Below are 23,639 nucleotides of genomic sequence, written 5' to 3' on the forward strand. Positions count from 1 at the left end.
TGCGCAATCAGAATTTGTAGGTCACACCCACTGAGAAGATCCCCGACCAGGACTTATCGACCATCGGGCTATCTTTTACTTCATCACTCACGCGAACATAACGACCTGTGCCGTATACGCTCCAGTCGGTGAGGAAGTTGTAGCTTGCGGTCAACTCCAGGTACGGATCCCAGCTATCATCGGCGCTATAGCTTTTCAGACCACTGCGGCGGGATTCGTTTTTAGACACGCCATAATAGTAGTCGTTGTAGTTCTCACTGCTGTACTGCACACCGATACCTGGCGTCAGGGTCACCGCACCATTGGTATAGCGATAGAGCCAGGCCAGATCCCAGATAAAACCGTTGCTGTTATCCAGAGTATCGCCCGCCAGCGCGGTACGCAGGAAGCCATACTGGGTGTTATGAACGTAAGAGAGCCCTGCCATCATCGAGCTTTTACGCTTGTCGAGCTGGCGAAGCGCGTGGTTATCACTGTCACCTGGCTTGAAGTGCATCGGATCGTAATAGGCCATGATGGAGAGCTTATCGGCCGTATCGTTCCACAGATAGTAGCCGCCACCCAGACCGCGGAACCAGAAGTTATCGCCTTCATAGGTGACAACCGGAACGGCATAGACATCACGGTCATACTGTTTGTACGGGCTGTTAATGACGCCAACACCCGCACCAGCAGTCCACTGACTCTCCGCCTGTGCGGTGCTCATTGCGGTAGCGGCAAGTACGCCCAATGCCAGAAGTTTGAGTTTGGTCACAATCCATTCTTTCCTGTAGTCAAATAATCAGCGGGTGAAGTGTAACCGCCATTTCCGTACATCCCAAAACTTTTTGCCCACTAATGGCTTTACTTAACCTGTTATTTTTAACTTTTCAGATGACAGGCTGCTTTCATTTATGTGACTACTGAATAAAAAACGTACTTTCACGCTATAACGGCAGTGGAAATTTTTGGATGAGTTATTGATATGTCATTGAAATTAGAATTTATCTGCATGCAAGTTTTGCAAATGCCATCTACGCTTTAATTTAAGAAGAGTTTTTCTGGACACCCTGCGGTTCTTAGCGCCAGACCTGGCACACAGGTTGCTGCTCTGGCAGTGAGGTGTGAGAAATTCTCTTCCGGGAGCCTCCACTACTCATTCGAACGGCTCTTATCCTGTGCTAAAAAACGAAAGGACGGCATGCCATGAATATATTCGATCACTATCGCCAGCGCTATGAAGCTGCCAAGGACGAAGAGTTCACACTGCAGGAGTTTCTTACCATTTGTCGGCAAGATCGCAGTGCCTATGCCAATGCGGCAGAACGGCTATTGATGGCTATTGGTGAGCCAAACATGGTTGATACTGCCCTGGAGCCACGGCTCTCCCGTCTCTTTTCGAATCGGGTCGTCGCCCGATACCCGGCGTTTGAAGAGTTCTATGGTATGGAAGATGCCATTGAACAGATTGTCTCCTATCTGAAGCACGCAGCTCAGGGTCTGGAAGAGAAGAAACAGATCCTCTATTTACTGGGGCCTGTGGGTGGGGGTAAATCATCGCTGGCTGAACGACTGAAATCACTGATGCAGCGTGTGCCCATCTATGTGCTGAGTGCAAACGGTGAGCGCAGCCCGGTGAATGACCACCCGCTGTGCCTGTTTAATCCGCAGGAAGATGCGCAGATTCTGGATAAAGAGTTTGGTATCCCACACCGCTATCTCGGCACCATCATGTCGCCGTGGGCCGCGAAACGTCTGTATGAATTTGGTGGGGATATCACCAAATTCCGCGTCGTCAAAGTGTGGCCGTCCATCCTGGAACAGATCGCCATCGCCAAAACAGAGCCGGGTGATGAGAACAACCAGGATATTTCGGCCCTGGTCGGTAAAGTCGATATCCGTAAGCTGGAACACTTCGCGCAAAACGACCCGGATGCCTACGGCTATTCCGGTGCGCTGTGCCGGGCGAACCAGGGGATTATGGAATTCGTTGAGATGTTTAAAGCACCGATTAAAGTGCTGCATCCGCTGCTGACCGCGACCCAGGAAGGGAACTACAACGGGACAGAAGGTATTTCCGCCCTGCCGTTTAACGGGATTATCCTCGCCCACTCGAACGAATCGGAATGGGTTCAGTTCCGTAACAACAAAAATAACGAGGCCTTCCTTGACCGTGTATACATTGTCAAAGTGCCTTATTGCCTGCGGATCTCCGAAGAGATCAAAATTTACGAGAAGCTGCTTAACCATAGTGAGCTGGTGCATGCGCCTTGCGCCCCGGGCACGCTGGAAACACTGTCGCGCTTCTCCATTCTGTCGCGCCTGAAAGAGCCGGAAAACTCCAGCATCTACTCAAAAATGCGCGTGTATGACGGTGAAAGCCTGAAAGATACCGACCCGAAAGCGAAGTCTTACCAGGAGTACCGCGACTACGCCGGTGTTGACGAAGGGATGAACGGTCTGTCCACGCGTTTCGCGTTTAAGATCCTCTCCCGGGTCTTTAACTTCGACCATGCGGAAGTGGCGGCTAACCCGGTTCACCTGTTCTATGTACTGGAACAGCAGATCGAACGTGAACAGTTCCCACAAGAGCTGGCTGAACGTTACCTTGAGTTCCTGAAAGGCTATCTGATCCCGAAATATGCCGAGTTTATTGGCAAAGAGATCCAGACCGCCTACCTGGAATCCTATTCGGAATACGGACAGAACATTTTCGACCGTTACGTCACGTATGCTGACTTCTGGATCCAGGATCAGGAGTACCGCGACCCGGATACCGGCCAGCTGTTTGACCGCGAATCCCTGAACGCTGAACTGGAGAAAATTGAGAAGCCTGCCGGGATCAGCAACCCAAAAGACTTCCGTAATGAGATTGTGAACTTCGTGCTGCGCGCCAGAGCACACAACAGTGGACGGAACCCGAACTGGACGAGCTACGAAAAACTGCGCACGGTTATTGAGAAGAAAATGTTCTCCAATACCGAAGAGCTGTTGCCGGTCATTTCGTTTAACGCCAAAACCTCAACCGACGAGCAGAAAAAGCACGACGATTTTGTCGACCGTATGATGGAGAAAGGCTATACCCGCAAACAGGTTCGCCTGCTCTGCGAATGGTATCTGCGTGTACGTAAATCGTCTTAACACAAGTGCCCGGTAGCGCTAGCGCTACCGGGCCGACAAAAATGTCCGGCACTTACGGACACTGCTCGTTGGCAAATGCAGTACGGGGGGTATATGACCTGGTTTATTGACCGGCGTCTTAACGGCAAAAACAAGAGCACGGTGAATCGCCAGCGCTTCTTGCGTCGTTATAAAGCGCAAATTAAACAGTCGATCTCCGAAGCCATCAACAAACGCTCGGTGACCGACGTCGACAGCGGCGAATCTGTCTCCATCCCCACAGATGACATCAGCGAACCGATGTTTCATCAGGGGCGTGGCGGCCTGCGCCATCGCGTACACCCAGGTAATGACCACTTCGTTCAGAACGACAGAATCGAGCGTCCACAAGGCGGTGGCGGTGGTTCAGGAAGCGGTCAGGGACAGGCCAGCCAGGACGGTGAAGGTCAGGATGAGTTTGTCTTCCAGATCTCAAAAGATGAATATCTCGACCTGCTCTTTGAAGATCTGGCGCTGCCAAATCTGAAAAAGAACCAGCACCGTCAGCTTAACGAGTACAAAACCCATCGTGCGGGTTATACCGCGAACGGTGTACCTGCCAATATCAGCGTTGTGCGTTCGCTACAAAACTCACTGGCTCGACGCACAGCAATGACGGCAGGTAAACGGCGTGAACTGCGCGAGCTGGAAAGCAGTCTGAAAGTCGTGGAAAACACCGAGCCGGCACAACTGCTGGAAGAGGAGCGCCTGCGTAAAGAGATTGCCGAGCTACGGGCGAAGATCGATCGGGTACCTTTTATCGACACCTTCGACCTGCGCTATAAGAACTACGAAAAACGTCCTGAGCCATCCAGCCAGGCGGTGATGTTCTGCCTGATGGACGTTTCGGGTTCGATGGATCAGGCCACCAAGGACATGGCGAAGCGTTTTTATATTCTGCTCTACCTGTTCCTGAGCAGAACCTATAAGAACGTGGAAGTGGTCTACATTCGCCACCATACTCAGGCAAAAGAGGTCGATGAGCATGAGTTCTTCTACTCGCAAGAGACCGGTGGCACCATCGTGTCGAGCGCCCTGAAGCTGATGGATGAAGTGGTCAAAGATCGCTACGACCCGGCGCAATGGAATATCTACGCTGCGCAGGCATCCGATGGCGATAACTGGGCGGACGACTCGCCGTTGTGTCACGAAATTCTGGCGAAGAAAATTCTGCCAGTAGTACGTTACTACAGCTACATCGAGATTACGCGGCGTGCGCATCAGACGCTGTGGCGCGAATATGAACATCTGCAATCCATGTTCGATAACTTTGCGATGCAGCACATTCGCGACCAGGATGATATCTATCCGGTGTTCCGTGAACTGTTCCATAAACAGGGTTCGACAACAACAAGTTAATCAATATAAATCAGCCAGTTAAGATACTTTTACTGGCTGATTTATCATTCATTTATTTCTTCATTTTTGCCCTGTTTTTCATTAAATCCGTTTTAATTTTTGGGAATGTTTTTTGTAGGTTGCAATTGCAACACCTTTCAGGACTTGCACTTTTTTCAAGCTAATTTCATACCCGTCGTATTTTTAAGAAAGAAATATGTTTGCCGCCATCGAACCGCTGAGCCCATTTACGCGATAAATTTCAACACGAACACCGGGTCTTAACGATTGGTCTTCGCTGTTATTTAATCCGGAGATATGTAGAAAAACATCTTTTTGGCCAATTGCCATTTTTTGTTATCGGGTTCCCGGCATCGGCTCACATTAACACTGACCCTCAGGGGGTGTTGTAACGCAAAAAAGGTTATTCATTTTCAATAAAAAATTCGGCGGACAACCCTATCCTTCTGTTCTGATTGAGTATGGGACCTCTATGCGCATAGCCACTTTATTACTTTTCATGGTATTGACAACTTACAATGTCACTTACTATACGGTATTGATACACAAGGATATTTACAGCCTGGCATGGGCACCAAACGTGTTTTTGATCAGCTGGCTACTGCTCTTAGCAGAATCTAAACACTCTCTTAAGTCCAGGCTAGTAAGCGCATTTTCAGTCTGCATCATCGCCCTCCCAGGAGGAAACCTCTTCTTTTCATGGATATTTACTCGCACCTTATCAGGAATTGATGGTTACCTTGTTAATGACATTTTATTTGTCACTATAAGTTTTGGCACGCTCCTTATTCTTAAGAATCTCAATCAAGACTCATTAACTAGCGTAAAGACCCATACGCAATATCTGTTGACCTATATTAAGTTAATTTCAGCCGGTATCTCGGTTACATTTTTGAGTGCAATTCCCGCCGGAGTCATTGGCCAGCTATCAGGAAAAGAGTTACAACAGCTATTCCTGGGAGGACTATTGGCATTTATCTTGTATGGTGTTCCTGTCTTTTTTTCGTGGATGAACCGCTTTAATTTTCATTTGCGTTTGTATCAGGGACAAGCCATTCTTTCAACACTAATGGTTTTAAGTGTATTTATTTTACCCGATATCAGTACCAATACCTTCAACTGGTTCCTGTGGGGAGGTATGTTTTTGACCCTTCTCTGGCGTTCAGCATGGTGTCAGGTTATTGTTTTTGGTCTGTGGGGCCCGTTAATCACACAGGAATTCGCACTTAAAGATAAATCACTAACGGATTACGGTTCGATGCTGTTAGTTATTATATCGACCCAGATTCTATGGCTATTGTTCTTGCATGGTGATTTATTATACGAGAGTCTAAAAAGGAAAATAGAGAAACAAGATAAGGCACTGAATACTGACCCCCTTACTGATTGTTTAAACCGCCGTGGTTTTTTTAACATGTGCAACGCCTTGTTGCAGAAGGGGCAAGAGTTAAGTATAGGAATACTGGACATTAATCGATTTAAAGCGATTAATGATAGTCTGGGACATGAAGCGGGTGACGTAGTCCTCCAGATTGTAGCGAACAGACTGGCCGGGTGTATGGGAGGAAAGGAACGAATATCACGCATAGGAGGAGATGAATTTGCATTTGTAGTATCCGGCAGCGAAGCGTTAATGCGTCAAAAATGTCAACTTTTTTTCTCCCAACTTAGTGAACGTCCAATCATTATTTCAGGTCAGATCCTTTATATTGGAGTCTCTTTGGGATATAGCTGCTCACCTCGTGATGGTATATTACCTGAACATTTACTTCATCGCGCGGATATTGCTATGTACATAGCGAAGCGTCAGAGGTTGCAGGAAAGCGTAACTTATGAACCGTCAATGAATATTACAACAACGGAGGTTTCTGGCACAGCATTTTCCCCCATATCCCGGCAAGTGTAATACCTGAGTGCTACGCTTTTTTCCAGCCTGTTTATAATGTACAAGAAAAACGGATGCACTCAAACACTTATACGACATTCTCAGATAAGCACAAGCAAACTTGTAACCTGGGCTGAACAAAGTGGAAGACTTGATCAGATGTTTGAGCATATGTTGACACTGTCACTCCCGGTTGCCCTTCCCGTATCCCTGAATGTTTCACCAACACCTGGGATGGCTTATGTTCAATGGTTGAAAAAGAAAAATAAAGATATTTTCAACCATATTAAAAGGAAGGCTGCAGTGGAAACAGTCATGCTATTGCACACTGTCATTTTCAATGTGAAATCGATGTAATATACGGTGAGCAATTGGGGCCAAAACAACACCCAATGTAGTCATAAAAACCAGACTGGTAAACATACCATATATAGCAAAAAATATTTTTCCTGATATACCCTGCGGTACAATGTAAGGACCAATTCCATTGGCTATAAATGCACTATTCAATGCTGCATCATGCCATTTTATGCTATTATCAAAAATCATATGTCCAACAGTTCCTATTATCAACGTAATGATAATCAAGAGACTTGCAATGCCAAAATGTGACAGCATGCGTTTTAAAAATGCACAAAATGGGATTAATGGCATATCTTTCGACTCATACATTTTATAAATCTCCTTAGACTGCATAGAAAAAATACAACCACAAAAAAACAATAAGCCACTTAACAATCAGTAACTTAAGAAATTACAGTGCGGACATTCTCGAACAATAATGGTCATTTTATCGCCCCAAATCATGCCCCCAGCACGATTTTGCCCCCAAATTTTCTTTCACTGTAGCCCTTACATCTTCCAAACTCAATTTGATTACTTATCCATTGACCATATCTCCGATCCTATCGACTGTATACACACAGTAAAAAGGGATTGTTTTATGGCAAATAAAAAAGAATCGAATGTAGGCGCGATACCGGAGTTAACTCACTTTGCGATCAGTTACTGCGCGCGAGTGAAATAGAGATGTGCTACTGTAGACATCTGATGTCATTTGCTACAGGTCATTCACGCATGTCTGAAGAAATAAAAGGCACGACCACCCACCGGCAATTAATTTCGCTGTTATCTGACCAGGGGGCAAAATACCGCGTTGTGGAGCACGAGGCCGTAGGGAAATGCGAGGCGGTGAGTGAAATTCGCGGTACCGATCTGGGGCAAGGTGCAAAAGCACTGGTGTGCAAAGTGAAGGGAAATGGCGTAAAAAAACACGTTCTGGCGATCCTCGCCGCCGATCAACAGGCCGATTTAAACCAGCTTGCCAGCCATTTCGGTGGGCTCAAAGCCTCTCTCGCAAGCCCGGCTGAAGTTGATACCCTGACCGCCTGCGTCTTTGGTGCTATTCCACCGTTTAGCTTCCACCCCGATCTCACGCTGGTTGCCGACCCGCTGCTGTTTGAGCGCTTTGACGAAATTGCGTTTAACGCCGGTCTGCTGGAAAAATCCGTCATTATGGACACCCAGGATTATCTGCGTATTGCTCGTCCTGAACTGGTGATGTTCCGTAAAGGGTAGCGCTGATGGCTGGCGCGACTGTCAGCCGTTTTTTTCCAGAAAAAGAATCGATGCCACGAGAATAACGGCAATAGCGAAAAACGATGAGGAGATAATCAGCGTTTCAACAAACATTTGATCGTTCATGATGTAACCCCTTTTGCCCCGTTTAGCCTTTTTTACCCCCGCATAATGACAGTGAAATGACAGCTTCAGGTCAGCCAGATGAATATTGCTGGCGTTGACGGGCCACTAAAAATGTCACCGACTCATGCATGAACAGATGAGTCGGGTGCTCAGGTAACCCCCCAAAAAATAGCGTTTTTTTTATAAAAATCTGTTTGCTTGCGCGTAAAGTAGGTAGGCTTACTTTTTTTGGCAAGGACTCCTCATGCTTGACCCGACTCTGCTCATCCTTCTGGCACTGGCCGCACTCGGCTTTATCAGCCATAACACCACCGTCGCCATCTCTATTCTGGTGCTCATCATTGTGCGCGTGACCCCGTTAAACAACCTCTTCCCGTGGATAGAAAAACAAGGCCTCACCATCGGGATTATTATTTTGACCATTGGGGTAATGGCCCCTATTGCCAGCGGAACCCTCCCGGCCTCGACGCTGCTGCACTCGTTCGTGAACTGGAAATCACTGATCGCTATCGCAGTGGGTATTTTTGTATCGTGGCTGGGCGGACGCGGCGTCACGCTGATGAGCAGCCAGCCCTCGCTGGTGGCTGGCCTGCTGGTGGGAACCGTGCTCGGCGTGGCGCTTTTTCGCGGCGTGCCGGTTGGCCCGCTGATTGCCGCCGGGCTGGTCTCGCTGTTTATTGGGAAGTCGTAGTCAGGCTGGTGATATAGCGCGCTGGCGTCTGCCCTAACCCTTTCTTAAACATGGTGATAAACGCGGTGGTAGAGTCATACCCCAGTGACTGTGCCACCTGTTGTACTGACTTCCCGCCAATCAATAGCTGCAGGGCCACAATCAGCTGCAGCTGGTGTCGCCAGCGACGAAAGCTTAGCCCCGTCTCTTTCACCACCAGCCGCGCCAGATTGCGTTCGCTCATGGCAAAATGACTCGCCCACTGTCCCAGCGTCTGCCACGCAGCAGGCTCTTCTGCCATCTTCTCGCTCATCAGCCGAATTTTGGGATGAGGAGAGACAGGCAACTGTAAATGCTCCTGGCGCTGCAGCGGCAATTCATCAAAAAGGACATCGACCAGGCGTGATGTGGCGGCAAGTGGCAATTGCTCACGCGATTTATCTGCCAGAGACAAAATGAGCTCTCGCACCAGCGGCGATATTTTCAGCGTACAGCAACGTTCGGGCAAACCGACAGCACCGGGTTCAATAAACAAAAAGCAAAGCTGCGCACCCGGCGTGGCTTTATTGCTGTGTGGCATCTGCCCCGGGATCCACACCGCATACTGTGGCGGCACCATCAGCATGGCATTTTCCACTTCGCAGGTGATTGCACCACCCAGCGCCAGAATCAGCTGACCTTTGCGGTGCTGATGCCGGGGTATGTGCTGTTCTTGCGCCACTACGCGGATGCGAAACGCTACTGCCGCATCGTGCTGGCTATCGGGGTCGTAGCCATCCAGTCCCAGACCGATCATCAGGTTGTCCGATATTAGCGATAAACTGTCATTTTAGCCTGATTTCAACCGCTGTAAAAATCGGTATCGTGTGCGCTCGCTTGAACGTAAGAGAACACAATGACTACTGCTATTCGAACTTCAGGGAAGCAAGGCGCGTTGCTGATTGCAGGCATCCTGATGATTGCCACTACGCTGCGCGTAACTTTTACCGGAGCGGCCCCGCTGCTCGACACCATCCGTCAGGATTATGGCTTAAGTACCGCGCAAACCGGTCTGCTCACGACTCTGCCTCTGCTGGCTTTCGCACTTATCTCCCCGCTCGCTGCGGGTGTGGCCCGACGTATTGGCATGGAGCGTAGCCTGTTTATCGCCCTGCTGCTGATTTGCGTCGGGATTGGTATTCGTTCCCTGCCTTCTGCAACCCTTCTGTTCACGGGTACGGCGACGATCGGCTGCGGCATTGCGCTGGGAAATGTTCTGCTACCCGGGTTAATCAAACGAGACTTCCCGGGACAGGTCGCCAGACTTACAGGGGCATACTCCCTGACGATGGGCGCGTCTGCCGCGTTAGGCTCGGCGCTGATTGTTCCGCTGGCGCTGGGCTCTGCTGGCTGGCACGGTGCATTGCTGATGCTGATGGCCTTTCCGCTGGCAGCATTACTGCTCTGGCTACCACAGTGGCGTCAGACCCCTATCGCCACGCTGACTGGCGCGGGTGCGCTACACAATCGCGCCATCTGGCGCTCTGCGCTTGCCTGGCAGGTGACGCTCTTTCTGGGCCTTAACTCGCTGATTTACTATGTCATCATCGGCTGGCTACCGGCTATTTTGCTCAGCCACGGCTACAGCGAAACACAGGCAGGCTCCATGCACGGCCTGTTGCAGCTGGCTACTGCCGTGCCGGGCCTCGCCGTTCCGCTGCTCCTCCACCGGCTGAAAGATCAGCGGGGGATCGCCGGCGCTATGGCCCTGATGTGTGCAGTCAGTGCCGCGGGATTTTGGTTTGTGCCTGACATGGCCGTGGTGTGGACGCTGGTGTTTGGTTTTGGGTCCGGGGCAACCATGATCCTCGGCCTGACGTTTATCGGTCTGCGCGCCAGCTCAGCTCATCAGGCTGCGGCACTGTCCGGTATGGCGCAGTCAATTGGTTATCTGCTGGCCGCCTGCGGGCCGCCGCTGATGGGGAAAATTCACGATACGGCCGGAGACTGGCGGATACCGCTTATAGCCTGTGCGCTGGCCTCCGTGGCGATGGCCGCTTGCGGCGTGCTTGCCGGGCGTAATCGGGAGATCACGCCCCGCTAAACACAATGGCAGACCCGGCGGTCTGCCTTTTTTATCCGCGCGCCGCGCGCAGCATCGCCTGCGCCAGCACCACAGGACGACCATCCAGCGCAGCACGCTCGTGCTGGAATAGTGTGATCACAAAGAACGGATGCGTAACCAGTTCTGCCGCGCGGACTTCTCCCTGCTCGTCCCAGCCTGTTACACGCATATCGCCCTTTTCAAGCTCCTGCGCAAATTCCGGTGACACGCCATAGTTGCAGTGATATCCCTCTTCAATTTCCGGCTTGCCATAGGCTTTCGCAATAAGCGTATTGCTGCGCAGTTCAATCGAATCGGTTTTTTCCACCAGCGAGCAGGTCAGCGGTGCGATAACCATCGTGCCTTCGGTGTCCGTTTCAGCATGTGCCGCATCGCTCCATCCCAGCACATTACGGGCGTACTCAATCAACGCATGCTGAAACCCGCCGCACGTGCCAAGGAAAGGAATGCTGTTTTCACGCGCATAACGTGCAGCAATGAATGCCGCCTCGGGGTTCTTGTACGGGCTTGCCGGAACCAGCCAGATTGCGTCGTAACCGACCAGATCTTCGGGGCTGGTCAGTTCCGTCGTGGCGAGCCAGTCGTAATCAGCGGTGAGTTCAAGTACAGCAGCAGCATCGTCAATGGCGAGTGGGATGGCCTGGTGCGCAATGACATTGGGGTTGTAATCGCCAACCAGCGCAATACGCAGCGTGGTTTTAACCGGAAGGTGTTCCATGAGGGGGTCCTTATGCCAGAGTATTATCAGATAACATAAGGAACCTCAGACTACCGATCTTTTGCAATTATCACAATACCTTAAATTGGGAGGGTAAAGACAAAGTGATATAGTTAGCGTGCTGAACGTATCGCCTGAGTTGAGGAGAAAACATGATTCAATGCAAACGCGTATATGAACAGGCCAGCCCTGAGGACGGTTACCGGGTTCTGGTCGACAGGCTGTGGCCACGTGGGGTGAAAAAAACCGATCTCATGTTCGACGAATGGTGTAAAACCCTGACGCCGTCCAGCGAGCTGCGTAAAGCCTTTCACAGCGACATGATTGATTTTACCGCCTTCAGCAAAGCCTATCAGGACGAACTGGCACAACATCAGGATGAGGGGTTGCGCCTGGCGCAGCGGGCAAACAAACAGACCGTAACGCTACTTTACGGCGCGAAAGATACCGAACAAAATCACGCCCTGGTGTTAGCCGACTGGCTGCGCCAGCTGTAATCAACTGATCATCAGCTCGTCAAGCGTTTGCGGTGCGTCATCCGGGGTGAGCGGCATCAGATGCTCTGCGCGAACAAATGCAAAGCCCTGTTGATTATCAAACGCGTAGACATCTCCCGTCACCAGCCACAATGCGCGGTCTGCCGTGGCGGGAAGTTGCGTCATTACGCCATTAACAGGGTTAACAAAACGCAGGCCAGGCTGGCACAGACCAAACAACTCCACAGATTTACCAATATTGCGACGGCCAGATGCCGTGCGGGCACCCACAATCATGGCCAGGCTACCCGGTTTAAGCTGAAACATACTTCTCTCGCGGTAAGTGCGCCAGTTACTGGCTAAGAAAAATCCTAAAGAGAAGTGTATCCCAATCACAGTACCCCTGTCACCTGGCGGGCTGAGGGTGATCGCGACGGTAGAGATCCCATTCATCAATCACTTCTCCCCCCGGTAATTTGCACTCAGTACGAACGCCCTGCGGACTTTGAACGGGGATCTGCACTCCCCCCTTCTCCAGACAGTAGACTGAAGCCGGGTTCGCCATGCCTATAATCTGCGGGGGTTTCGGGGCATCGGGGGGCGTTTTCGCCGTGGTACATGCGGTTAGTGGTAATGCCAGTGCCAGTAACAGATATCTCATCTTGTTGATCCTTTTAGAATTCCTGAAACGTAAAGGTAACGAGTCAACGATGAATTCTCCATTATTTCTTCATCTTAACTGCACTTTTCAACACTATAGTGCGCTTGTTCTCGTTATGACCAGAGAACATCATTCCGTAATCAAGATGTCTTTGCCCCGGTCTCAACAACGGGGCTTTTTTTTCTCCCCGCGTTTTCTTCCTGAATATAATCAAATTTTTATATTCATCAACAGCACATTACGCGCCGCTGGTCTCGCGATATATCAGAAAAAAGCAAAACCCGCTTTCTCACCAGGAATTAACCTCGTACACTCTACGGTATGGTGTAAACCCAAAACAGGTGATGGCATGAGAATAGGAATCCTCTTCCCGGTCGTTATTTTTATAACGGCGGTTGTTTTTTTGACATGGTTTTTTGTCGGTGGTTACGCGGCACCTGGGGCATAGATGAGAAAAACAACCCTCATTATGTTGCTTGTGGCTATCGTGGCGGTTGCTGGCACACAGTTTGGCTGGTGGTAACCCTGCGAAGTAAAAAGGCCGCCATCAGGCAGCCTTTTTCAACATATGGCAAACTTAGCTTTTGATTTTTCTGTAGATAAACAGAACAACCAGCGCACCAATCACCGCAACGGCAAAGCTGCCGAAGTTGAACCCATCGACCTTGCCAAAACCGAGTTGCGTACTGATCCAGCCGCCGACTACCGCGCCAACAATCCCCAGTACTACGGTGATGATAAACCCACCGCCATCTTTGCCTGGCATGATCCACTTCGCAAGGATCCCCGCAATCAGCCCAAAGATAATCCAGGATATAATTCCCATAGCTTTCCTCTCTGTATGGTTTTTGTCATTAAATCAACGACACGGACAAGGATAGCACAGGATGAGCGAAAGGAAATTTGCGATAGGCATCACAGATTAGACTACCCTGCCTACGGGCCTGACATTCATCTCTGATGATCCATCCTGACCTCCTCCCGGGGCTTAGACAATATCACCTTAATAAACTCGATGTAGGAGACTGGTTTCCCAAAATAATACCCCTGCAGCAGAGTGATCGCATTACGGTTGAGGTAATCCCGTTGTTCCTTCGTTTCAACCCCCTCGGCAACAATGTGTAAAGAGAGCTTTTTAGCCAGCTCAATAACACAGTCCAGCAGTATCGTTGAGTCTTTCTGCTCTGATACCCGGTTCACAAAGCTCTTATCAATTTTGATGTAATCAATGGCTAGCGCGTGAAGGCAGGATAGCCCGGAGTAGCCAGTACCAAAATCATCCAGAGCAATCACGAAGCCGGCTTGATGTAATGCATTAAGGTTTTCCACCAGGTGGGGATGTTCAAGCAACGGTTCTCGCTCGGTCACTTCGAGAACCAGTTTGACTTTTTTGCCATTGAACCCTTTTTCAAAAGCAGAGCAGTCGCTAATAAAGGACGGCGCATTAATATGCCTGGCGCTGATGTTTATCCCAATATGAAATCCATCCGGTAATTTAGGTAAAAGTGGCTTTAACTGACTAACCACTTTTGCCATCAGCCCTTTGGTCAGAGGAATAATTAAACCGCTACGCTCCGCAATCGGGATAAAAACATCTGGCGGAATAAAGCCAGATTTAGGGTGTTTCCATCTTGCCAGTACTTCAACACCATACAGTCCTCCGGTATCGCCATTCACGATTGGCTGGTAATAAGGAATAATTTCCCCTCTCAGAATGGCCTTACGCAGATCGTCTTCAAATGTGGTGCTTTTTCCCCTGTACCGGCGAATAAGAATCCCCCCGGCGACGGACAGCACGAAGATCAATAACACCAGGCTCCACCCCTGCTGCATCAGGCGCGGCATACTAAAGAAAGCAGGAGTCTGCCATGCCATGCTGAAAGGGAAATGCGCTGATTGCGTCAGCGTGGCCGACCCCGTCGCCGGTGGATATGCACTTACGTCACCCTGGCGAGTAAGCATACGTTTACCGACGACCAGCGCCAGGCCTGCACTATCCGAAGCCCCCGCGATAACATCACGCAAATGTGCGTCGCTGACACTGACGATAACCCGCCCTTCAGGGATCGGCACCTGGAAAATGAGCACTGGCACCCCATTCACGAGCTGGTTGCCAGCTAGCAGCATCAGTTTTTCAGTGGGTAATGCTTCAGGATGAACAATCAATACCCCATTCCCCGGGAGAGAAGTGCAGATGATTTTATCCTGTTGCTGGATCATGATGGCGCGCAGATGGGGTTTTAGCGCAGCTTCCGTTCCCAATTCTTGCTGTCCGGTGCTGGAGCACCCTTCTGCCGCAACATCCTTCGCTTTTTTTGCCGCGCTCACGGCTTCAGCGAGAATATCATCTATTTTCAGGGTGCTGGTACTGGCGGTCCCGGCATTGTTCAACGTCGCCATATTCCACAGCTGCCAGTTGATGATCAGCATTCCGGCCAGAAAAAGCAGTAAGGCACTTAAGAAGGGAACCATAACGTTGCGCACGATTTTTCCTTAAAAGAAAAAACAAGCATTTAAGTCATGTTGAATTAGAAATTCAGACTAACTCAGCGTCATTTACCTCGATAAATAAATCTTAGCTGAGATTTATCTTAAAAACCTGGTACTCCGGTACTAACCGTGAACCGTAATGTGAAATGCGCGGCGCGCTTGTCAGACTGGAGGAACTTACCTACCGTTATTATCAGGCTTGTACCTTCATCTGTCTGTGTTAGGATCGATGAAAACAGGGATCAGAGGAACAACAGGAAAATGAAGAAGATCATTGCCGTTGCTATCGTTTCAACGCTTCTGGTCATCCTGTCTCTTTATGTGGTTAATGCTGTTATCGTTGGGCAGCAGAAGAACAAACAGTTTGAAATCTCCCACACGCTTTTGCGTTATTCCGAAGAGGTATCTCAAAGTGTGGCGGGCACACTCAAAAGTATTACCACACAGGGATGCGATGAAACCAGTATTGATAGCTACAGAAAAATAAAACTCAGTAGCCTCTATTTTGGTGATGTTGGCTTTATTAAAAATGGGAAAATAGTCTGCACCGCCTTTTGGGGGAAACTGGAAACGCCTGTCGCACTTCCCGCTGCGCTACATAAAACACCAAATGGTTTTGTTTTAGCACAGTTTCATCTGAAGGGCTTTTTCACAGGCAATGCGGCAATCTATAACAACGTGATTATTTTCACCTCCCGGTATGTTTACGATAAATTTTCCCCGATTACGGCAAACTATTCACTCACCGCCGCCACAAAAGATTTCGACAAGACATTTTTCTCCATCGCCCCTGAAAAAAAACAGAACTGGCTGCATTCTAGATTGTTTACGTTAGACATGACCCTATGCAGTACCAAATGGGATTTGTGTGTCATTGTAAAACATCATGATGCGGGGCTGGCTTCGTTATCAATCGTGGTATTTGTTCTTCTCTCAGCAATTCTGTATTTCATCTGGATATCGCTTACGCTGTTCTTCATTCGCCTCCATGAAGACCGTTTCTCGCTGGAGCGGGCGCTGGTCAATGCGGTGACGGCAAAGACCTTCAGCGTCAACTATCAGCCTGTTGTACGCATCCACGATAAAAAAATTGTAGGTGTTGAAGTTCTGTCGAGATGGCGTGATTATAACCACGCAGAAGTCTCTCCTGAACTCTTCATCCCGTTAATTACAAAGCTGGGCCTGTATAAAAAATACTATATCAATATTATTGAAAAATCCTTGTCAGAAGTCGCATCGCTTGCCGTTGAAAACCAGATGATGATTTCATTAAACGTTGGCAGAACGGAGATCGAAGATAAACAGTTTATCCACGTTTTGCGCCGTGAATGCTCGCTTAATAACATTCCCTTGTCATTGATTAAAGTCGAGCTATCTGAGAAAGCAGTGGCCAGCGCGGATATTCTTGAAGAGTTCTGCCTGGAGCTAAAATCTATTGGTGTCAAAATATCAATAGATGATTTTGGTGTCCAGAACTCTAATCTGGCCAGGCTTTCGAACCTGGAATACGATGAAATCAAAATCGATAAATCACTGGTCGATGGTATCAGTGAACACTATAAACAGGACATCTTCGTCATTTTTAGTGATGCTCTTGTCAAACTGAATAAAACACTTGTTTTTGAAGGTGTGGAGAATGAAATACAATACAATTTTATCGCCAACAGATACCCCAATGCCCTGATTCAGGGCTGGTATTTTTCAAAATCGCTGACCTGCAGTGAGCTGGCGCAGCAGCTCGAAGGTTCTGCCCGTTGACCTCACGGTCACCGGGCTGCCATTGACGCTATATTGTCCGATGGTAACGTATGTATGAATGGCTGCATTTTTTTAATGCAGACCGTTTCCATTTTTCTTCCAGGAAAATACAGTCGTCACAATCAGAGTGTAGATTGCTCTGAAACAGTCTCTTATATGGTCAAAAACGTGAAAATTTCTTTAGTGCTGCCCCTGATACTCTTTTTCCTGGTCTTTGTTTTCGCCCTGTTCATGGATAACCCCTCATCACATGCACTGCGGAAAAAATGCATGTGGTCTGATAACGTGATGTTGAGCTGTATGGCAAAACATCAGAACAAAGGGTTTTGAGGCAGATAACGCGGCGTATTCCGGGTTACTCGTTACCCCACTGGTTCAGGAAGTTCGCAATATCATCAATGCGACGCACAGGGATCCCTGCTTCATCAGCCATCTCTTGCTGCGCGTTTTCACTGATTTCCTCGTTATTCATTAAACGGGTGATCAGCAGCTGGAAATAGTACGCCAGAGGATCGCGCTCTGGTTCACTCACCGGCTCTGCGGCTTCCGTCGAATACTCATCAACGATGTCATAAAATTTAAGCGGGATTTCGTTGTTCATCAGTGGTCTCTTGTCTGCGCTTTAGTGGGTAACGCGCCCAGTATATCTGGATGATCACCCTGAACCAAAATTTTGAGGCCGCTCGTGGTGAACCATCAACGGCTCAGCAGCGCTATCAATGCCGCCAGGGCCGGAATAGCCTGAACATACAGTATCTTCCGACTGGCCGTCATTGCGCCAAACACTCCGGCGATAAGCACACAAGCCAGGAAGAAGACGGTTACCTGAATACCATTTTCCCCAAGCCAGAGTCCCCAAAGTAAACCCGCAGCCAGAAAACCGTTGTACAGACCTTGATTAGCAGCCAGCACCCGGGTTTCACGTGCAAAATCAGCACTGAGATTAAATGCCTTGCGGCCCGTTTTTGTGTTCCACAGGAACATTTCCAGAACAAGAATGTAGATATGTATTAAAGCAACAACGGTAACAAGGGTAGTGGCTAACACGGCAGTCCTTAATGAATGAGGAAGAATGAAATGGAGTATAGGTATTCAGACGAAACAAGACGCAAAAACATTTCACGAGGCAATGGGTTAAAACCGTTCAAAATACATCGACACACGGTTGACCAACCTTGTTAAGGGCATTTATCAGCCGCGCCGGAGCTCAGCCAATGCCTTTTCTTTCTCTTCAAGCTGTTCAAGCTTGTGGTGAAGAGAGTATCCACGCCTGGGCACTCAAAATGATTCAAAACCGCGGAGCCAAACCATACTTCGGGGTTTTGATATTTGAGGCCCAGACCTTAATATCGTTTTGCAGTAGCAGAGTGAAATCGGAATTCAGGTGGTGCACCATATCATTGACGCTGTCAGCATCATTCACGGCAAAATGTTCAATCCTGTTTTGTCCTATCGTAATACATCGATACGTCGCAGGCACATCTTTGCCATTTACATTCAACGTTTGCTCACCCTCTCCGCAACTCCCTTCAGATATATAGGAAACCAGCATATTTGCTGAACGACGACCCGACTGAGAGAAACTTAACATGACAGGCATCCCTTCAGAAGTTTGCGTCATATCATAGAGAACGGCGTTTTTTGCATACCAGGTATTGTATTCCCGCTCCTGGAATGCTGAATGTGAAGACGTAGAGAAAACCACCAGCGCAGCGAGTGTAATAGATTGAATATTCATAGGATGTTGTCTTTATTTGTTGTTGTACTCATTATTCAGATCGTGCTAAAAACAGCAACCACTTAAGATTATTCCTACTACTATTGGCAGTTCTGAAGTAACCTACGCTCCTCTCTAATACCCTCACATCACGAATATAAAAAGAATAAAAAAGTCATATTTTGCATTAATTTAAGGAATTTATTTCATGGAAAAAATAAAGATTAGCAATAACATCTCGATTTTTTATCAATTTTCGAGATCATCCTCTGTTTATCTTGCCAGTTTGTTTGATGCGAACACAGGGGACTATATCTCGTCGGTGATGTCGAACAACAAAGAGTCGCTGATTAAACAAGTTGAGGCCTATGCGCAGCTTGATGAAAACGAACAAGCTCAGCTACGGAAGCTCATTATTTAATGGGTAGAGTGTTGGCTTCTTTCACCGATTCATTTGGCAGCAGATATTTTAATGTATTTATTCTTATCCATTAACTCTGCCCTATATTGGATAACGAATGACATAAACCCGGAACGGGTTGATTGAATTTTGGGGCGTGATCTTTTATAGCATAAAAAAAACGGGGGCCTTACGGCTCCCGTTCTCATTTAACCCAGAATCTGGATTACATGTTCGCGATAATCGCGTCGCCAAACTCTGAACATTTCAGTAGCTTAGCGCCTTCCATCAGACGTTCGAAGTCATAGGTCACGGTCTTGGCAGCAATCGCGCCTTCCATGCCTTTAACAATCAGGTCTGCGGCTTCGAACCATTCCATATGACGCAGCATCATCTCTGCGGACAGGATGATAGAACCCGGGTTCACTTTGTCCTGGCCTGCATATTTTGGTGCAGTACCGTGGGTCGCTTCGAACAGTGCACACTCGTCACCGATGTTCGCGCCCGGGGCAATACCGATACCACCAACCTGTGCAGCCAGAGCATCGGAGATGTAGTCACCGTTCAGGTTCATACAGGCGATCACGTCGTATTCAGCAGGACGCAGCAGGATCTGCTGCAGGAACGCATCGGCGATCACATCTTTAATGATGATCTCTTTACCGGTGTTAGGGTTCTTGATCTTCTGCCACGGGCCACCGTCGATCAGCTCACCACCGAACTCTTCCGCCGCCAGCTGGTAACCCCAGTCTTTGAACGCGCCTTCGGTGAACTTCATGATGTTGCCTTTGTGAACCAGGGTCACAGAGTCACGGTCGTTGGTGATAGCGTATTCGATTGCTGCACGTACCAGACGTTTGGTGCCTTCTTCGGAGCACGGCTTGATGCCGATACCGCAATGCTCAGGGAAGCGAATTTTCTTCACGCCCATCTCTTCACGCAGGAATTTAATCACTTTTTCTGCATCAGCAGAGTCTGCTTTCCATTCGATACCCGCGTAGATGTCTTCTGCGTTTTCGCGGAAGATAACCATGTCGGTCAGTTCAGGGTGCTTAACCGGGCTTGGGGTGCCCTGGTAGTAACGAACCGGACGCAGACACACGTACAGATCCAGCTCCTGACGCAGCGCTACGTTCAGAGAACGAATACCGCCGCCAACTGGCGTGGTCAGAGGGCCTTTAATAGCAACACGGTAGTCGCGAATCAGGTCCAGCGTTTCAGCTGGCAGCCAAACGTCCTGGCCATAAACTTGAGTAGATTTTTCACCGGTGTAAATTTCCATCCAGGAAATTTTACGCTCGCCTTTGTAGGCTTTCTCAACAGCGGCATCAACCACTTTCAGCATTGCCGGGGTAACGTCTACACCGATACCGTCACCTTCAATGAACGGGATAATCGGGTTGTGAGGAACGTTAATCTTGCCGTTTTGCAGGGTGATCTTTTTACCTTCCGCCGGAACAACTACTTTGCTTTCCATTAACCTCTCCTTCGAGCGCTTCTGGTTGTTACTGATCTTATGTTAATAAATTGTAATGAGCCTTTCGATAGTACCTGATTGTCCGACGCCATGAAAGGTCTTCGTTATTAGGCTATAATGCGGCAATTGATAGAGCCTGAAAATACCATGAAGAAAACTTCTTTTAGAAATCACCGGGTTGAGCGATTCAGCTCGCGACAAGCTACCAAAAGATCGCCGGAAAACCAGCCAAAGCGGGTTATTTTGTTCAATAAACCCTACGATGTTTTGCCGCAGTTTACCGATGAAGCCGGGCGCAGCACGCTGAAGGATTACATTCCTGTTCAGGGAGTATACGCAGCCGGCCGTCTGGATCGGGACAGCGAAGGGCTACTGGTGTTAACGAACGATGGCGCGTTACAGGCGAATCTCACCCAGCCAGGCAAACGCACCGGGAAAATCTACTTCGTACAGGTTGAAGGCGAACCTGATGAGGAGACACTGGCGAAATTACGTCATGGCGTAACCTTAAACGATGGTCCAACCTTACCTGCAGGTATCGAACGCGTTAGCGAGCCTGAATGGCTATGGCCGCGCAATCCCCCTATTCGCGAGCGCAAATCGATTCCGACAAGCTGGCTCAAAATTACCCTTTACGAAGGCCGCAACCGTCAGGTTCGCCGGATGACCGCACACGTGGGCTTCCCCACTCTGCGGCTTATCCGCTATGCCACGGGCAGCTACACGCTGGATACCCTGGCTAACGGCGAATGGCGAGACGTTGCCCTTTAAGGAGTCACTATGTTTAAACCTCATGTCACCGTCGCCTGCGTGGTTCACGCGCAGGGTAAATTCCTGGTTGTGGAAGAGAGCATCAACGGTAAGGCGCTGTGGAACCAACCAGCCGGACATCTCGAAGAGAACGAAACGCTGCTGCAGGCCGCCACGCGCGAGCTGTGGGAAGAGACGGGTATCCACGCCCGGCCTCAACACTTCATTCGCCTGCACCAGTGGATTGCACCTGACCATACCCCCTTCCTGCGCTTTTTATTTGCCGTCGAGCTTAGCGAAACGTGCGCCACTGAGCCGCAGGATAACGATATCGATCGCTGCCTGTGGGTCACTGCCGAAGAGATCCTGAATGCGCCAAACCTGCGCTCGCCGCTGGTTGCCGAAAGCATCCGCTGCTGGCAGTCTGCCGGTCGCTTACCGCTTGATGTCATCGGAGAATTTAACTGGCCGTTTACAGAGGGTGTCAATGGTGGGGGGGCGTGATAGAATACGCCGCCTTGAAGTTCAATGTCGTGAGTATTCCATGTCAGATAACAGCCAGAAAAAAGTAATCGTCGGCATGTCCGGCGGTGTCGATTCCTCCGTTTCCGCCTACCTGTTGCAACAACAGGGTTATAAGGTTGAGGGCCTGTTCATGAAGAACTGGGAGGAAGACGATGGCGAGGAATACTGTACTGCCGCAGCGGATCTCGCCGATGCGCAGGCCGTGTGCGATAAGCTCGGTATTGAACTGCACACCGTTAACTTTGCCGCAGAATACTGGGACAACGTCTTCGAGCTTTTCCTCGAAGAGTACAAAGCAGGCCGTACTCCGAACCCGGATATTCTGTGCAACAAAGAGATCAAATTTAAAGCCTTCCTGGAATTCGCCGCTGAAGATCTGGGCGCAGATTACATTGCGACCGGTCACTACGTGCGTCGTGCGGATGTGAATGGCAAAAGCCAGCTACTGCGCGGTCTGGACGGCAACAAAGATCAGAGCTACTTCCTCTATACGCTGAGCCACGAACAAATTGCCCAGAGCCTGTTCCCGGTTGGCGAGCTGGAAAAGCCAGAGGTGCGTAAAATCGCCGAAGCGTTGGATCTGATCACCGCGAAGAAAAAAGACTCCACCGGTATCTGCTTTATCGGCGAGCGCAAATTCCGCGAATTCCTTGGTCGCTACCTGCCTGCACAGCCAGGTAAAATTGTCACCGTGGATGGCGACGAAATTGGTCAGCATCAGGGGCTGATGTACCACACCCTCGGCCAGCGCAAAGGTCTGGGCATTGGTGGTACCAAAGAAGGTAGCGAAGATCCGTGGTACGTTGTCGACAAAGATGTCGAAAACAATATTCTGATTGTCGCGCAGGGTCATGACCACCCGCGTCTGATGTCCGTTGGGCTAATTGCGCAACAGCTGCACTGGGTCGATCGCGAACCGGTAAAAGGCACCCTGCGCTGCACGGTAAAAACACGCTACCGTCAGACGGATATCCCCTGCACCGTCACCGCACTGGATGACGATCGCATTGAAGTGCATTTCGACGAGCCGGTTGCCGCCGTCACCCCGGGTCAGTCCGCTGTCTTCTACAGTGGCGAAGTCTGCCTGGGTGGTGGGATCATTGAACAGCGCCTGCCGCTGCCTGCTGTTTAACACGATTGCACACATAAAGGAGAGCGTGTGGCGAAGAACTATTATGACATCACCCTGGCGCTGGCGGGAATTTGCCAGTCTGCCCGTCTGGTGCAACAGCTGGCGCATCAGGGTCATTGCGACGCTGACGCGCTGCACGTTTCACTCAACAGCGTTATCGACCTCAACCCTGGCTCGACTCTGGGTGTCTTCGGTGGGAGTGAAACCAATCTTCGCCTCGGTCTTGAAACGTTGCTTGGCGTGCTCAACGCCAGTAGCCGTCAGGGGTTAAACGCGGAGCTGACCCGCTACACGTTAAGCCTGATGGTGCTGGAGCGTAAGCTGAGCGCAGCGAAAGGCGCGCTGGATACGCTCGGTGACCGCATTGCCGGTCTGCAGCGTCAGCTCGACCATTTTGATCTGCAGTCCGAAACGCTGCTGAGCGCAATGGCCGGTATTTATGTAGATGTAATTAGCCCGTTGGGGCCGCGTATTCAGGTTACCGGTTCCCCTGCCGTGCTGCAAAGTCCACAGGTCCAGGCGAAGGTTCGCGCCTCGCTGCTGGCAGGCATTCGCGCCGCAGTCCTGTGGCATCAGGTTGGCGGTGGCCGCCTGCAGTTAATGTTTTCTCGTAATCGCCTGACGACTCAGGCAAAACAAATTCTTGCTCATTGTTAACCTCCCGGAGTTGCGAAT

At 49.6% G+C, this 23,639-nt stretch carries 29 protein-coding genes; 15 read left to right on the forward strand and 14 right to left on the reverse strand.

The genetic code is table 11. From position 1 onward, the window contains the following. Window positions 1-7: 7 nt before the first annotated feature. On the reverse strand, window positions 8-754 hold the full coding sequence (locus ACHHZ6_RS07945; protein WP_182271117.1) for a MipA/OmpV family protein: 747 nt from the start codon (window positions 752-754) through the stop codon (window positions 8-10). Between the two features lie 431 nt (window positions 755-1,185). On the opposite strand from ACHHZ6_RS07945, the gene yeaG reads away from it, so the two are divergent. Together yeaG and ACHHZ6_RS07955 are read left to right on the forward strand one after the other, a co-directional pair. After that, entirely contained in the window at window positions 1,186-3,120 is a 1,935-nt protein-coding gene (gene yeaG / locus ACHHZ6_RS07950; protein WP_182918594.1) for a protein kinase YeaG, read from the forward strand. A gap of 93 nt (window positions 3,121-3,213) precedes the next feature. Next, on the forward strand, window positions 3,214-4,497 hold the full coding sequence (locus tag ACHHZ6_RS07955; protein WP_182271115.1) for a YeaH/YhbH family protein: 1,284 nt from the start codon (window positions 3,214-3,216) through the stop codon (window positions 4,495-4,497). Between the two features lie 183 nt (window positions 4,498-4,680). Here ACHHZ6_RS07955 and ACHHZ6_RS07960 read toward each other — a convergent pair whose 3' ends face one another. After that, complete coding sequence (locus ACHHZ6_RS07960) at window positions 4,681-4,827, reverse strand: cold shock domain-containing protein (RefSeq protein WP_182918595.1); 147 nt, start codon at window positions 4,825-4,827, stop codon at window positions 4,681-4,683. Window positions 4,828-4,969: 142 nt separating this feature from the next. Here ACHHZ6_RS07960 and ACHHZ6_RS07965 point away from each other — a divergent pair, with 142 nt between their 5' ends. Next, a complete protein-coding gene (locus tag ACHHZ6_RS07965; RefSeq protein ID WP_395122068.1) occupies window positions 4,970-6,403 on the forward strand; it encodes a GGDEF domain-containing protein in 1,434 nt (477 codons plus the stop codon). 297 nt (window positions 6,404-6,700) lie between these two features. Here the strand turns inward: ACHHZ6_RS07965 and ACHHZ6_RS07970 are convergent, their stop codons facing one another. Next, window positions 6,701-7,054 carry a two pore domain potassium channel family protein gene (locus ACHHZ6_RS07970; protein WP_182271112.1) on the reverse strand — a complete coding sequence of 118 codons (354 nt, stop codon included), beginning with the start codon at window positions 7,052-7,054 and terminating at the stop codon, window positions 6,701-6,703. Window positions 7,055-7,459: 405 nt separating this feature from the next. Between ACHHZ6_RS07970 and ACHHZ6_RS07975 the strand changes: the two genes are divergently transcribed. After that, window positions 7,460-7,960 (forward strand): YbaK/prolyl-tRNA synthetase associated domain-containing protein, encoded by a 501-nt coding sequence (locus tag ACHHZ6_RS07975; protein ID WP_182918598.1) that lies wholly within the window; start codon window positions 7,460-7,462, stop codon window positions 7,958-7,960. Between the two features lie 21 nt (window positions 7,961-7,981). Here the strand turns inward: ACHHZ6_RS07975 and yoaI are convergent, their stop codons facing one another. Further along, entirely contained in the window at window positions 7,982-8,086 is a 105-nt protein-coding gene (gene yoaI / locus ACHHZ6_RS07980) for a small membrane protein YoaI (RefSeq protein ID WP_182271110.1), read from the reverse strand. Window positions 8,087-8,330: 244 nt separating this feature from the next. Between yoaI and ACHHZ6_RS07985 the strand changes: the two genes are divergently transcribed. After that, window positions 8,331-8,777 carry a DUF441 domain-containing protein gene (locus ACHHZ6_RS07985; RefSeq protein ID WP_182271109.1) on the forward strand — a complete coding sequence of 149 codons (447 nt, stop codon included), beginning with the start codon at window positions 8,331-8,333 and terminating at the stop codon, window positions 8,775-8,777. Here ACHHZ6_RS07985 and ACHHZ6_RS07990 read toward each other — a convergent pair. Continuing rightward, entirely contained in the window at window positions 8,761-9,552 is a 792-nt protein-coding gene (locus ACHHZ6_RS07990) for a helix-turn-helix transcriptional regulator (protein ID WP_269475508.1), read from the reverse strand. The two genes, ACHHZ6_RS07985 and ACHHZ6_RS07990, sit on opposite strands and share 17 nt — an antisense overlap. A 99-nt stretch (window positions 9,553-9,651) precedes the next feature. Here ACHHZ6_RS07990 and ACHHZ6_RS07995 point away from each other — a divergent pair, with 99 nt between their 5' ends. Then, window positions 9,652-10,839: a CynX/NimT family MFS transporter gene (locus ACHHZ6_RS07995; RefSeq protein ID WP_395122069.1), complete on the forward strand. Its 1,188-nt coding sequence runs from the start codon at window positions 9,652-9,654 to the stop codon at window positions 10,837-10,839. Window positions 10,840-10,870: 31 nt separating this feature from the next. Here ACHHZ6_RS07995 and ACHHZ6_RS08000 read toward each other — a convergent pair whose 3' ends face one another. Then, window positions 10,871-11,578, reverse strand: coding sequence for a CTP synthase (locus ACHHZ6_RS08000; protein WP_182271107.1), 708 nt, complete (start codon window positions 11,576-11,578; stop codon window positions 10,871-10,873). Between the two features lie 152 nt (window positions 11,579-11,730). Between ACHHZ6_RS08000 and ACHHZ6_RS08005 the strand changes: the two genes are divergently transcribed. Beyond that, window positions 11,731-12,075 (forward strand): DUF488 domain-containing protein, encoded by a 345-nt coding sequence (locus tag ACHHZ6_RS08005; RefSeq protein WP_182271106.1) that lies wholly within the window; start codon window positions 11,731-11,733, stop codon window positions 12,073-12,075. Here ACHHZ6_RS08005 and ACHHZ6_RS08010 read toward each other — a convergent pair whose 3' ends face one another. Further along, the gene (locus tag ACHHZ6_RS08010) at window positions 12,076-12,381 is read right to left on the reverse strand and encodes a hypothetical protein (protein ID WP_182271105.1); all 306 of its coding nucleotides are present in this window, start codon (window positions 12,379-12,381) and stop codon (window positions 12,076-12,078) included. Between the two features lie 79 nt (window positions 12,382-12,460). Beyond that, window positions 12,461-12,715, reverse strand: coding sequence for a DUF333 domain-containing protein (locus tag ACHHZ6_RS08015; RefSeq protein ID WP_182271104.1), 255 nt, complete (start codon window positions 12,713-12,715; stop codon window positions 12,461-12,463). A 349-nt stretch (window positions 12,716-13,064) separates the two neighbouring features. On the opposite strand from ACHHZ6_RS08015, the gene ACHHZ6_RS08020 reads away from it, so the two are divergent. Together ACHHZ6_RS08020 and yoaJ are read left to right on the forward strand one after the other, a co-directional pair. After that, complete coding sequence (locus ACHHZ6_RS08020) at window positions 13,065-13,163, forward strand: YoaK family small membrane protein (protein ID WP_049003319.1); 99 nt, start codon at window positions 13,065-13,067, stop codon at window positions 13,161-13,163. Continuing rightward, entirely contained in the window at window positions 13,164-13,238 is a 75-nt protein-coding gene (gene yoaJ / locus ACHHZ6_RS08025; RefSeq protein ID WP_071830143.1) for a protein YoaJ, read from the forward strand. 54 nt (window positions 13,239-13,292) lie between these two features. On the opposite strand, the gene ACHHZ6_RS08030 is transcribed toward yoaJ, so the two are convergent. Both ACHHZ6_RS08030 and ACHHZ6_RS08035 read right to left on the reverse strand, forming a co-directional pair. Further along, window positions 13,293-13,541 (reverse strand): GlsB/YeaQ/YmgE family stress response membrane protein, encoded by a 249-nt coding sequence (locus ACHHZ6_RS08030; protein WP_395122070.1) that lies wholly within the window; start codon window positions 13,539-13,541, stop codon window positions 13,293-13,295. 125 nt (window positions 13,542-13,666) lie between these two features. Further along, on the reverse strand, window positions 13,667-15,199 hold the full coding sequence (locus ACHHZ6_RS08035; protein ID WP_395122071.1) for an EAL domain-containing protein: 1,533 nt from the start codon (window positions 15,197-15,199) through the stop codon (window positions 13,667-13,669). A gap of 267 nt (window positions 15,200-15,466) precedes the next feature. Here ACHHZ6_RS08035 and ACHHZ6_RS08040 point away from each other — a divergent pair, with 267 nt between their 5' ends. Beyond that, window positions 15,467-16,963 carry an EAL domain-containing protein gene (locus ACHHZ6_RS08040; protein WP_182918602.1) on the forward strand — a complete coding sequence of 499 codons (1,497 nt, stop codon included), beginning with the start codon at window positions 15,467-15,469 and terminating at the stop codon, window positions 16,961-16,963. A gap of 355 nt (window positions 16,964-17,318) precedes the next feature. On the opposite strand, the gene ACHHZ6_RS08045 is transcribed toward ACHHZ6_RS08040, so the two are convergent. The 3 genes from ACHHZ6_RS08045 to ACHHZ6_RS08055 all read right to left on the reverse strand — a co-directional run bounded on the left by ACHHZ6_RS08045 (window position 17,319) and on the right by ACHHZ6_RS08055 (window position 18,701). After that, window positions 17,319-17,564 (reverse strand): YmjA family protein, encoded by a 246-nt coding sequence (locus ACHHZ6_RS08045; RefSeq protein ID WP_182271100.1) that lies wholly within the window; start codon window positions 17,562-17,564, stop codon window positions 17,319-17,321. Between the two features lie 95 nt (window positions 17,565-17,659). Further along, window positions 17,660-18,010: a DUF1304 domain-containing protein gene (locus ACHHZ6_RS08050; RefSeq protein ID WP_182271099.1), complete on the reverse strand. Its 351-nt coding sequence runs from the start codon at window positions 18,008-18,010 to the stop codon at window positions 17,660-17,662. 241 nt (window positions 18,011-18,251) lie between these two features. Continuing rightward, entirely contained in the window at window positions 18,252-18,701 is a 450-nt protein-coding gene (locus ACHHZ6_RS08055; RefSeq protein ID WP_182271098.1) for a hypothetical protein, read from the reverse strand. A gap of 187 nt (window positions 18,702-18,888) precedes the next feature. Between ACHHZ6_RS08055 and ACHHZ6_RS08060 the strand changes: the two genes are divergently transcribed. Then, window positions 18,889-19,101, forward strand: a complete 213-nt coding sequence (locus ACHHZ6_RS08060) for a hypothetical protein (RefSeq protein ID WP_182271097.1) — start codon at window positions 18,889-18,891, stop codon at window positions 19,099-19,101. Between the two features lie 205 nt (window positions 19,102-19,306). Here the strand turns inward: ACHHZ6_RS08060 and icd are convergent, their stop codons facing one another. Then, on the reverse strand, window positions 19,307-20,557 hold the full coding sequence (gene icd, locus ACHHZ6_RS08065; RefSeq protein ID WP_182918604.1) for an NADP-dependent isocitrate dehydrogenase: 1,251 nt from the start codon (window positions 20,555-20,557) through the stop codon (window positions 19,307-19,309). Between the two features lie 117 nt (window positions 20,558-20,674). Between icd and rluE the strand changes: the two genes are divergently transcribed. From rluE to hflD, 4 genes are read left to right on the forward strand one after another with little or no spacing between them, the layout of a single operon-like run. After that, a complete protein-coding gene (gene rluE / locus ACHHZ6_RS08070) occupies window positions 20,675-21,328 on the forward strand; it encodes a 23S rRNA pseudouridine(2457) synthase RluE (RefSeq protein WP_395122072.1) in 654 nt (217 codons plus the stop codon). A gap of 9 nt (window positions 21,329-21,337) precedes the next feature. After that, a complete protein-coding gene (locus ACHHZ6_RS08075) occupies window positions 21,338-21,811 on the forward strand; it encodes an NUDIX hydrolase (protein WP_182271094.1) in 474 nt (157 codons plus the stop codon). Between the two features lie 40 nt (window positions 21,812-21,851). Further along, window positions 21,852-22,964 (forward strand): tRNA 2-thiouridine(34) synthase MnmA, encoded by a 1,113-nt coding sequence (gene mnmA, locus ACHHZ6_RS08080; RefSeq protein WP_182271093.1) that lies wholly within the window; start codon window positions 21,852-21,854, stop codon window positions 22,962-22,964. 27 nt (window positions 22,965-22,991) lie between these two features. Then, a complete protein-coding gene (gene hflD / locus ACHHZ6_RS08085; RefSeq protein WP_014169611.1) occupies window positions 22,992-23,621 on the forward strand; it encodes a high frequency lysogenization protein HflD in 630 nt (209 codons plus the stop codon). The last annotated feature ends 18 nt before the right edge of the window (window positions 23,622-23,639 follow it).

Origin of the sequence: Enterobacter cloacae complex sp. 2024EL-00214, assembly GCF_043945575.1 — a bacterium.
GTDB classification, from domain to species: domain Bacteria; phylum Pseudomonadota; class Gammaproteobacteria; order Enterobacterales; family Enterobacteriaceae; genus Enterobacter; species Enterobacter cloacae_P.

Bases quoted from the DNA above. Each gene is read 5' to 3' on its own strand.
- icd (WP_182918604.1), bottom strand. From the start codon at position 20,557: ATGGAAAGCAAAGTAGTTGTTCCGGCGGAAGGTAAAAAGATCACCCTG.
- ACHHZ6_RS08055 (WP_182271098.1), bottom strand. From the start codon at position 18,701: ATGAATATTCAATCTATTACACTCGCTGCGCTGGTGGTTTTCTCTACG.
- ACHHZ6_RS08010 (WP_182271105.1), bottom strand. From the start codon at position 12,381: ATGTTTCAGCTTAAACCGGGTAGCCTGGCCATGATTGTGGGTGCCCGC.
- ACHHZ6_RS07995 (WP_395122069.1), top strand. From the start codon at position 9,652: ATGACTACTGCTATTCGAACTTCAGGGAAGCAAGGCGCGTTGCTGATT.
- ACHHZ6_RS07965 (WP_395122068.1), top strand. From the start codon at position 4,970: ATGCGCATAGCCACTTTATTACTTTTCATGGTATTGACAACTTACAAT.
- ACHHZ6_RS08030 (WP_395122070.1), bottom strand. From the start codon at position 13,541: ATGGGAATTATATCCTGGATTATCTTTGGGCTGATTGCGGGGATCCTT.
- ACHHZ6_RS07955 (WP_182271115.1), top strand. From the start codon at position 3,214: ATGACCTGGTTTATTGACCGGCGTCTTAACGGCAAAAACAAGAGCACG.
- ACHHZ6_RS07960 (WP_182918595.1), bottom strand. From the start codon at position 4,827: ATGGCAATTGGCCAAAAAGATGTTTTTCTACATATCTCCGGATTAAAT.
- ACHHZ6_RS07990 (WP_269475508.1), bottom strand. From the start codon at position 9,552: ATGATCGGTCTGGGACTGGATGGCTACGACCCCGATAGCCAGCACGAT.
- ACHHZ6_RS08000 (WP_182271107.1), bottom strand. From the start codon at position 11,578: ATGGAACACCTTCCGGTTAAAACCACGCTGCGTATTGCGCTGGTTGGC.
- ACHHZ6_RS08040 (WP_182918602.1), top strand. From the start codon at position 15,467: ATGAAGAAGATCATTGCCGTTGCTATCGTTTCAACGCTTCTGGTCATC.
- ACHHZ6_RS08005 (WP_182271106.1), top strand. From the start codon at position 11,731: ATGATTCAATGCAAACGCGTATATGAACAGGCCAGCCCTGAGGACGGT.
- yoaI (WP_182271110.1), bottom strand. From the start codon at position 8,086: ATGAACGATCAAATGTTTGTTGAAACGCTGATTATCTCCTCATCGTTT.
- yeaG (WP_182918594.1), top strand. From the start codon at position 1,186: ATGAATATATTCGATCACTATCGCCAGCGCTATGAAGCTGCCAAGGAC.
- ACHHZ6_RS08060 (WP_182271097.1), top strand. From the start codon at position 18,889: ATGGAAAAAATAAAGATTAGCAATAACATCTCGATTTTTTATCAATTT.
- rluE (WP_395122072.1), top strand. From the start codon at position 20,675: ATGCGGCAATTGATAGAGCCTGAAAATACCATGAAGAAAACTTCTTTT.
- ACHHZ6_RS07975 (WP_182918598.1), top strand. From the start codon at position 7,460: ATGTCTGAAGAAATAAAAGGCACGACCACCCACCGGCAATTAATTTCG.
- ACHHZ6_RS08020 (WP_049003319.1), top strand. From the start codon at position 13,065: ATGAGAATAGGAATCCTCTTCCCGGTCGTTATTTTTATAACGGCGGTT.
- ACHHZ6_RS07970 (WP_182271112.1), bottom strand. From the start codon at position 7,054: ATGTATGAGTCGAAAGATATGCCATTAATCCCATTTTGTGCATTTTTA.
- ACHHZ6_RS08075 (WP_182271094.1), top strand. From the start codon at position 21,338: ATGTTTAAACCTCATGTCACCGTCGCCTGCGTGGTTCACGCGCAGGGT.
- mnmA (WP_182271093.1), top strand. From the start codon at position 21,852: ATGTCAGATAACAGCCAGAAAAAAGTAATCGTCGGCATGTCCGGCGGT.
- ACHHZ6_RS07985 (WP_182271109.1), top strand. From the start codon at position 8,331: ATGCTTGACCCGACTCTGCTCATCCTTCTGGCACTGGCCGCACTCGGC.
- ACHHZ6_RS08045 (WP_182271100.1), bottom strand. From the start codon at position 17,564: ATGAACAACGAAATCCCGCTTAAATTTTATGACATCGTTGATGAGTAT.
- ACHHZ6_RS08015 (WP_182271104.1), bottom strand. From the start codon at position 12,715: ATGAGATATCTGTTACTGGCACTGGCATTACCACTAACCGCATGTACC.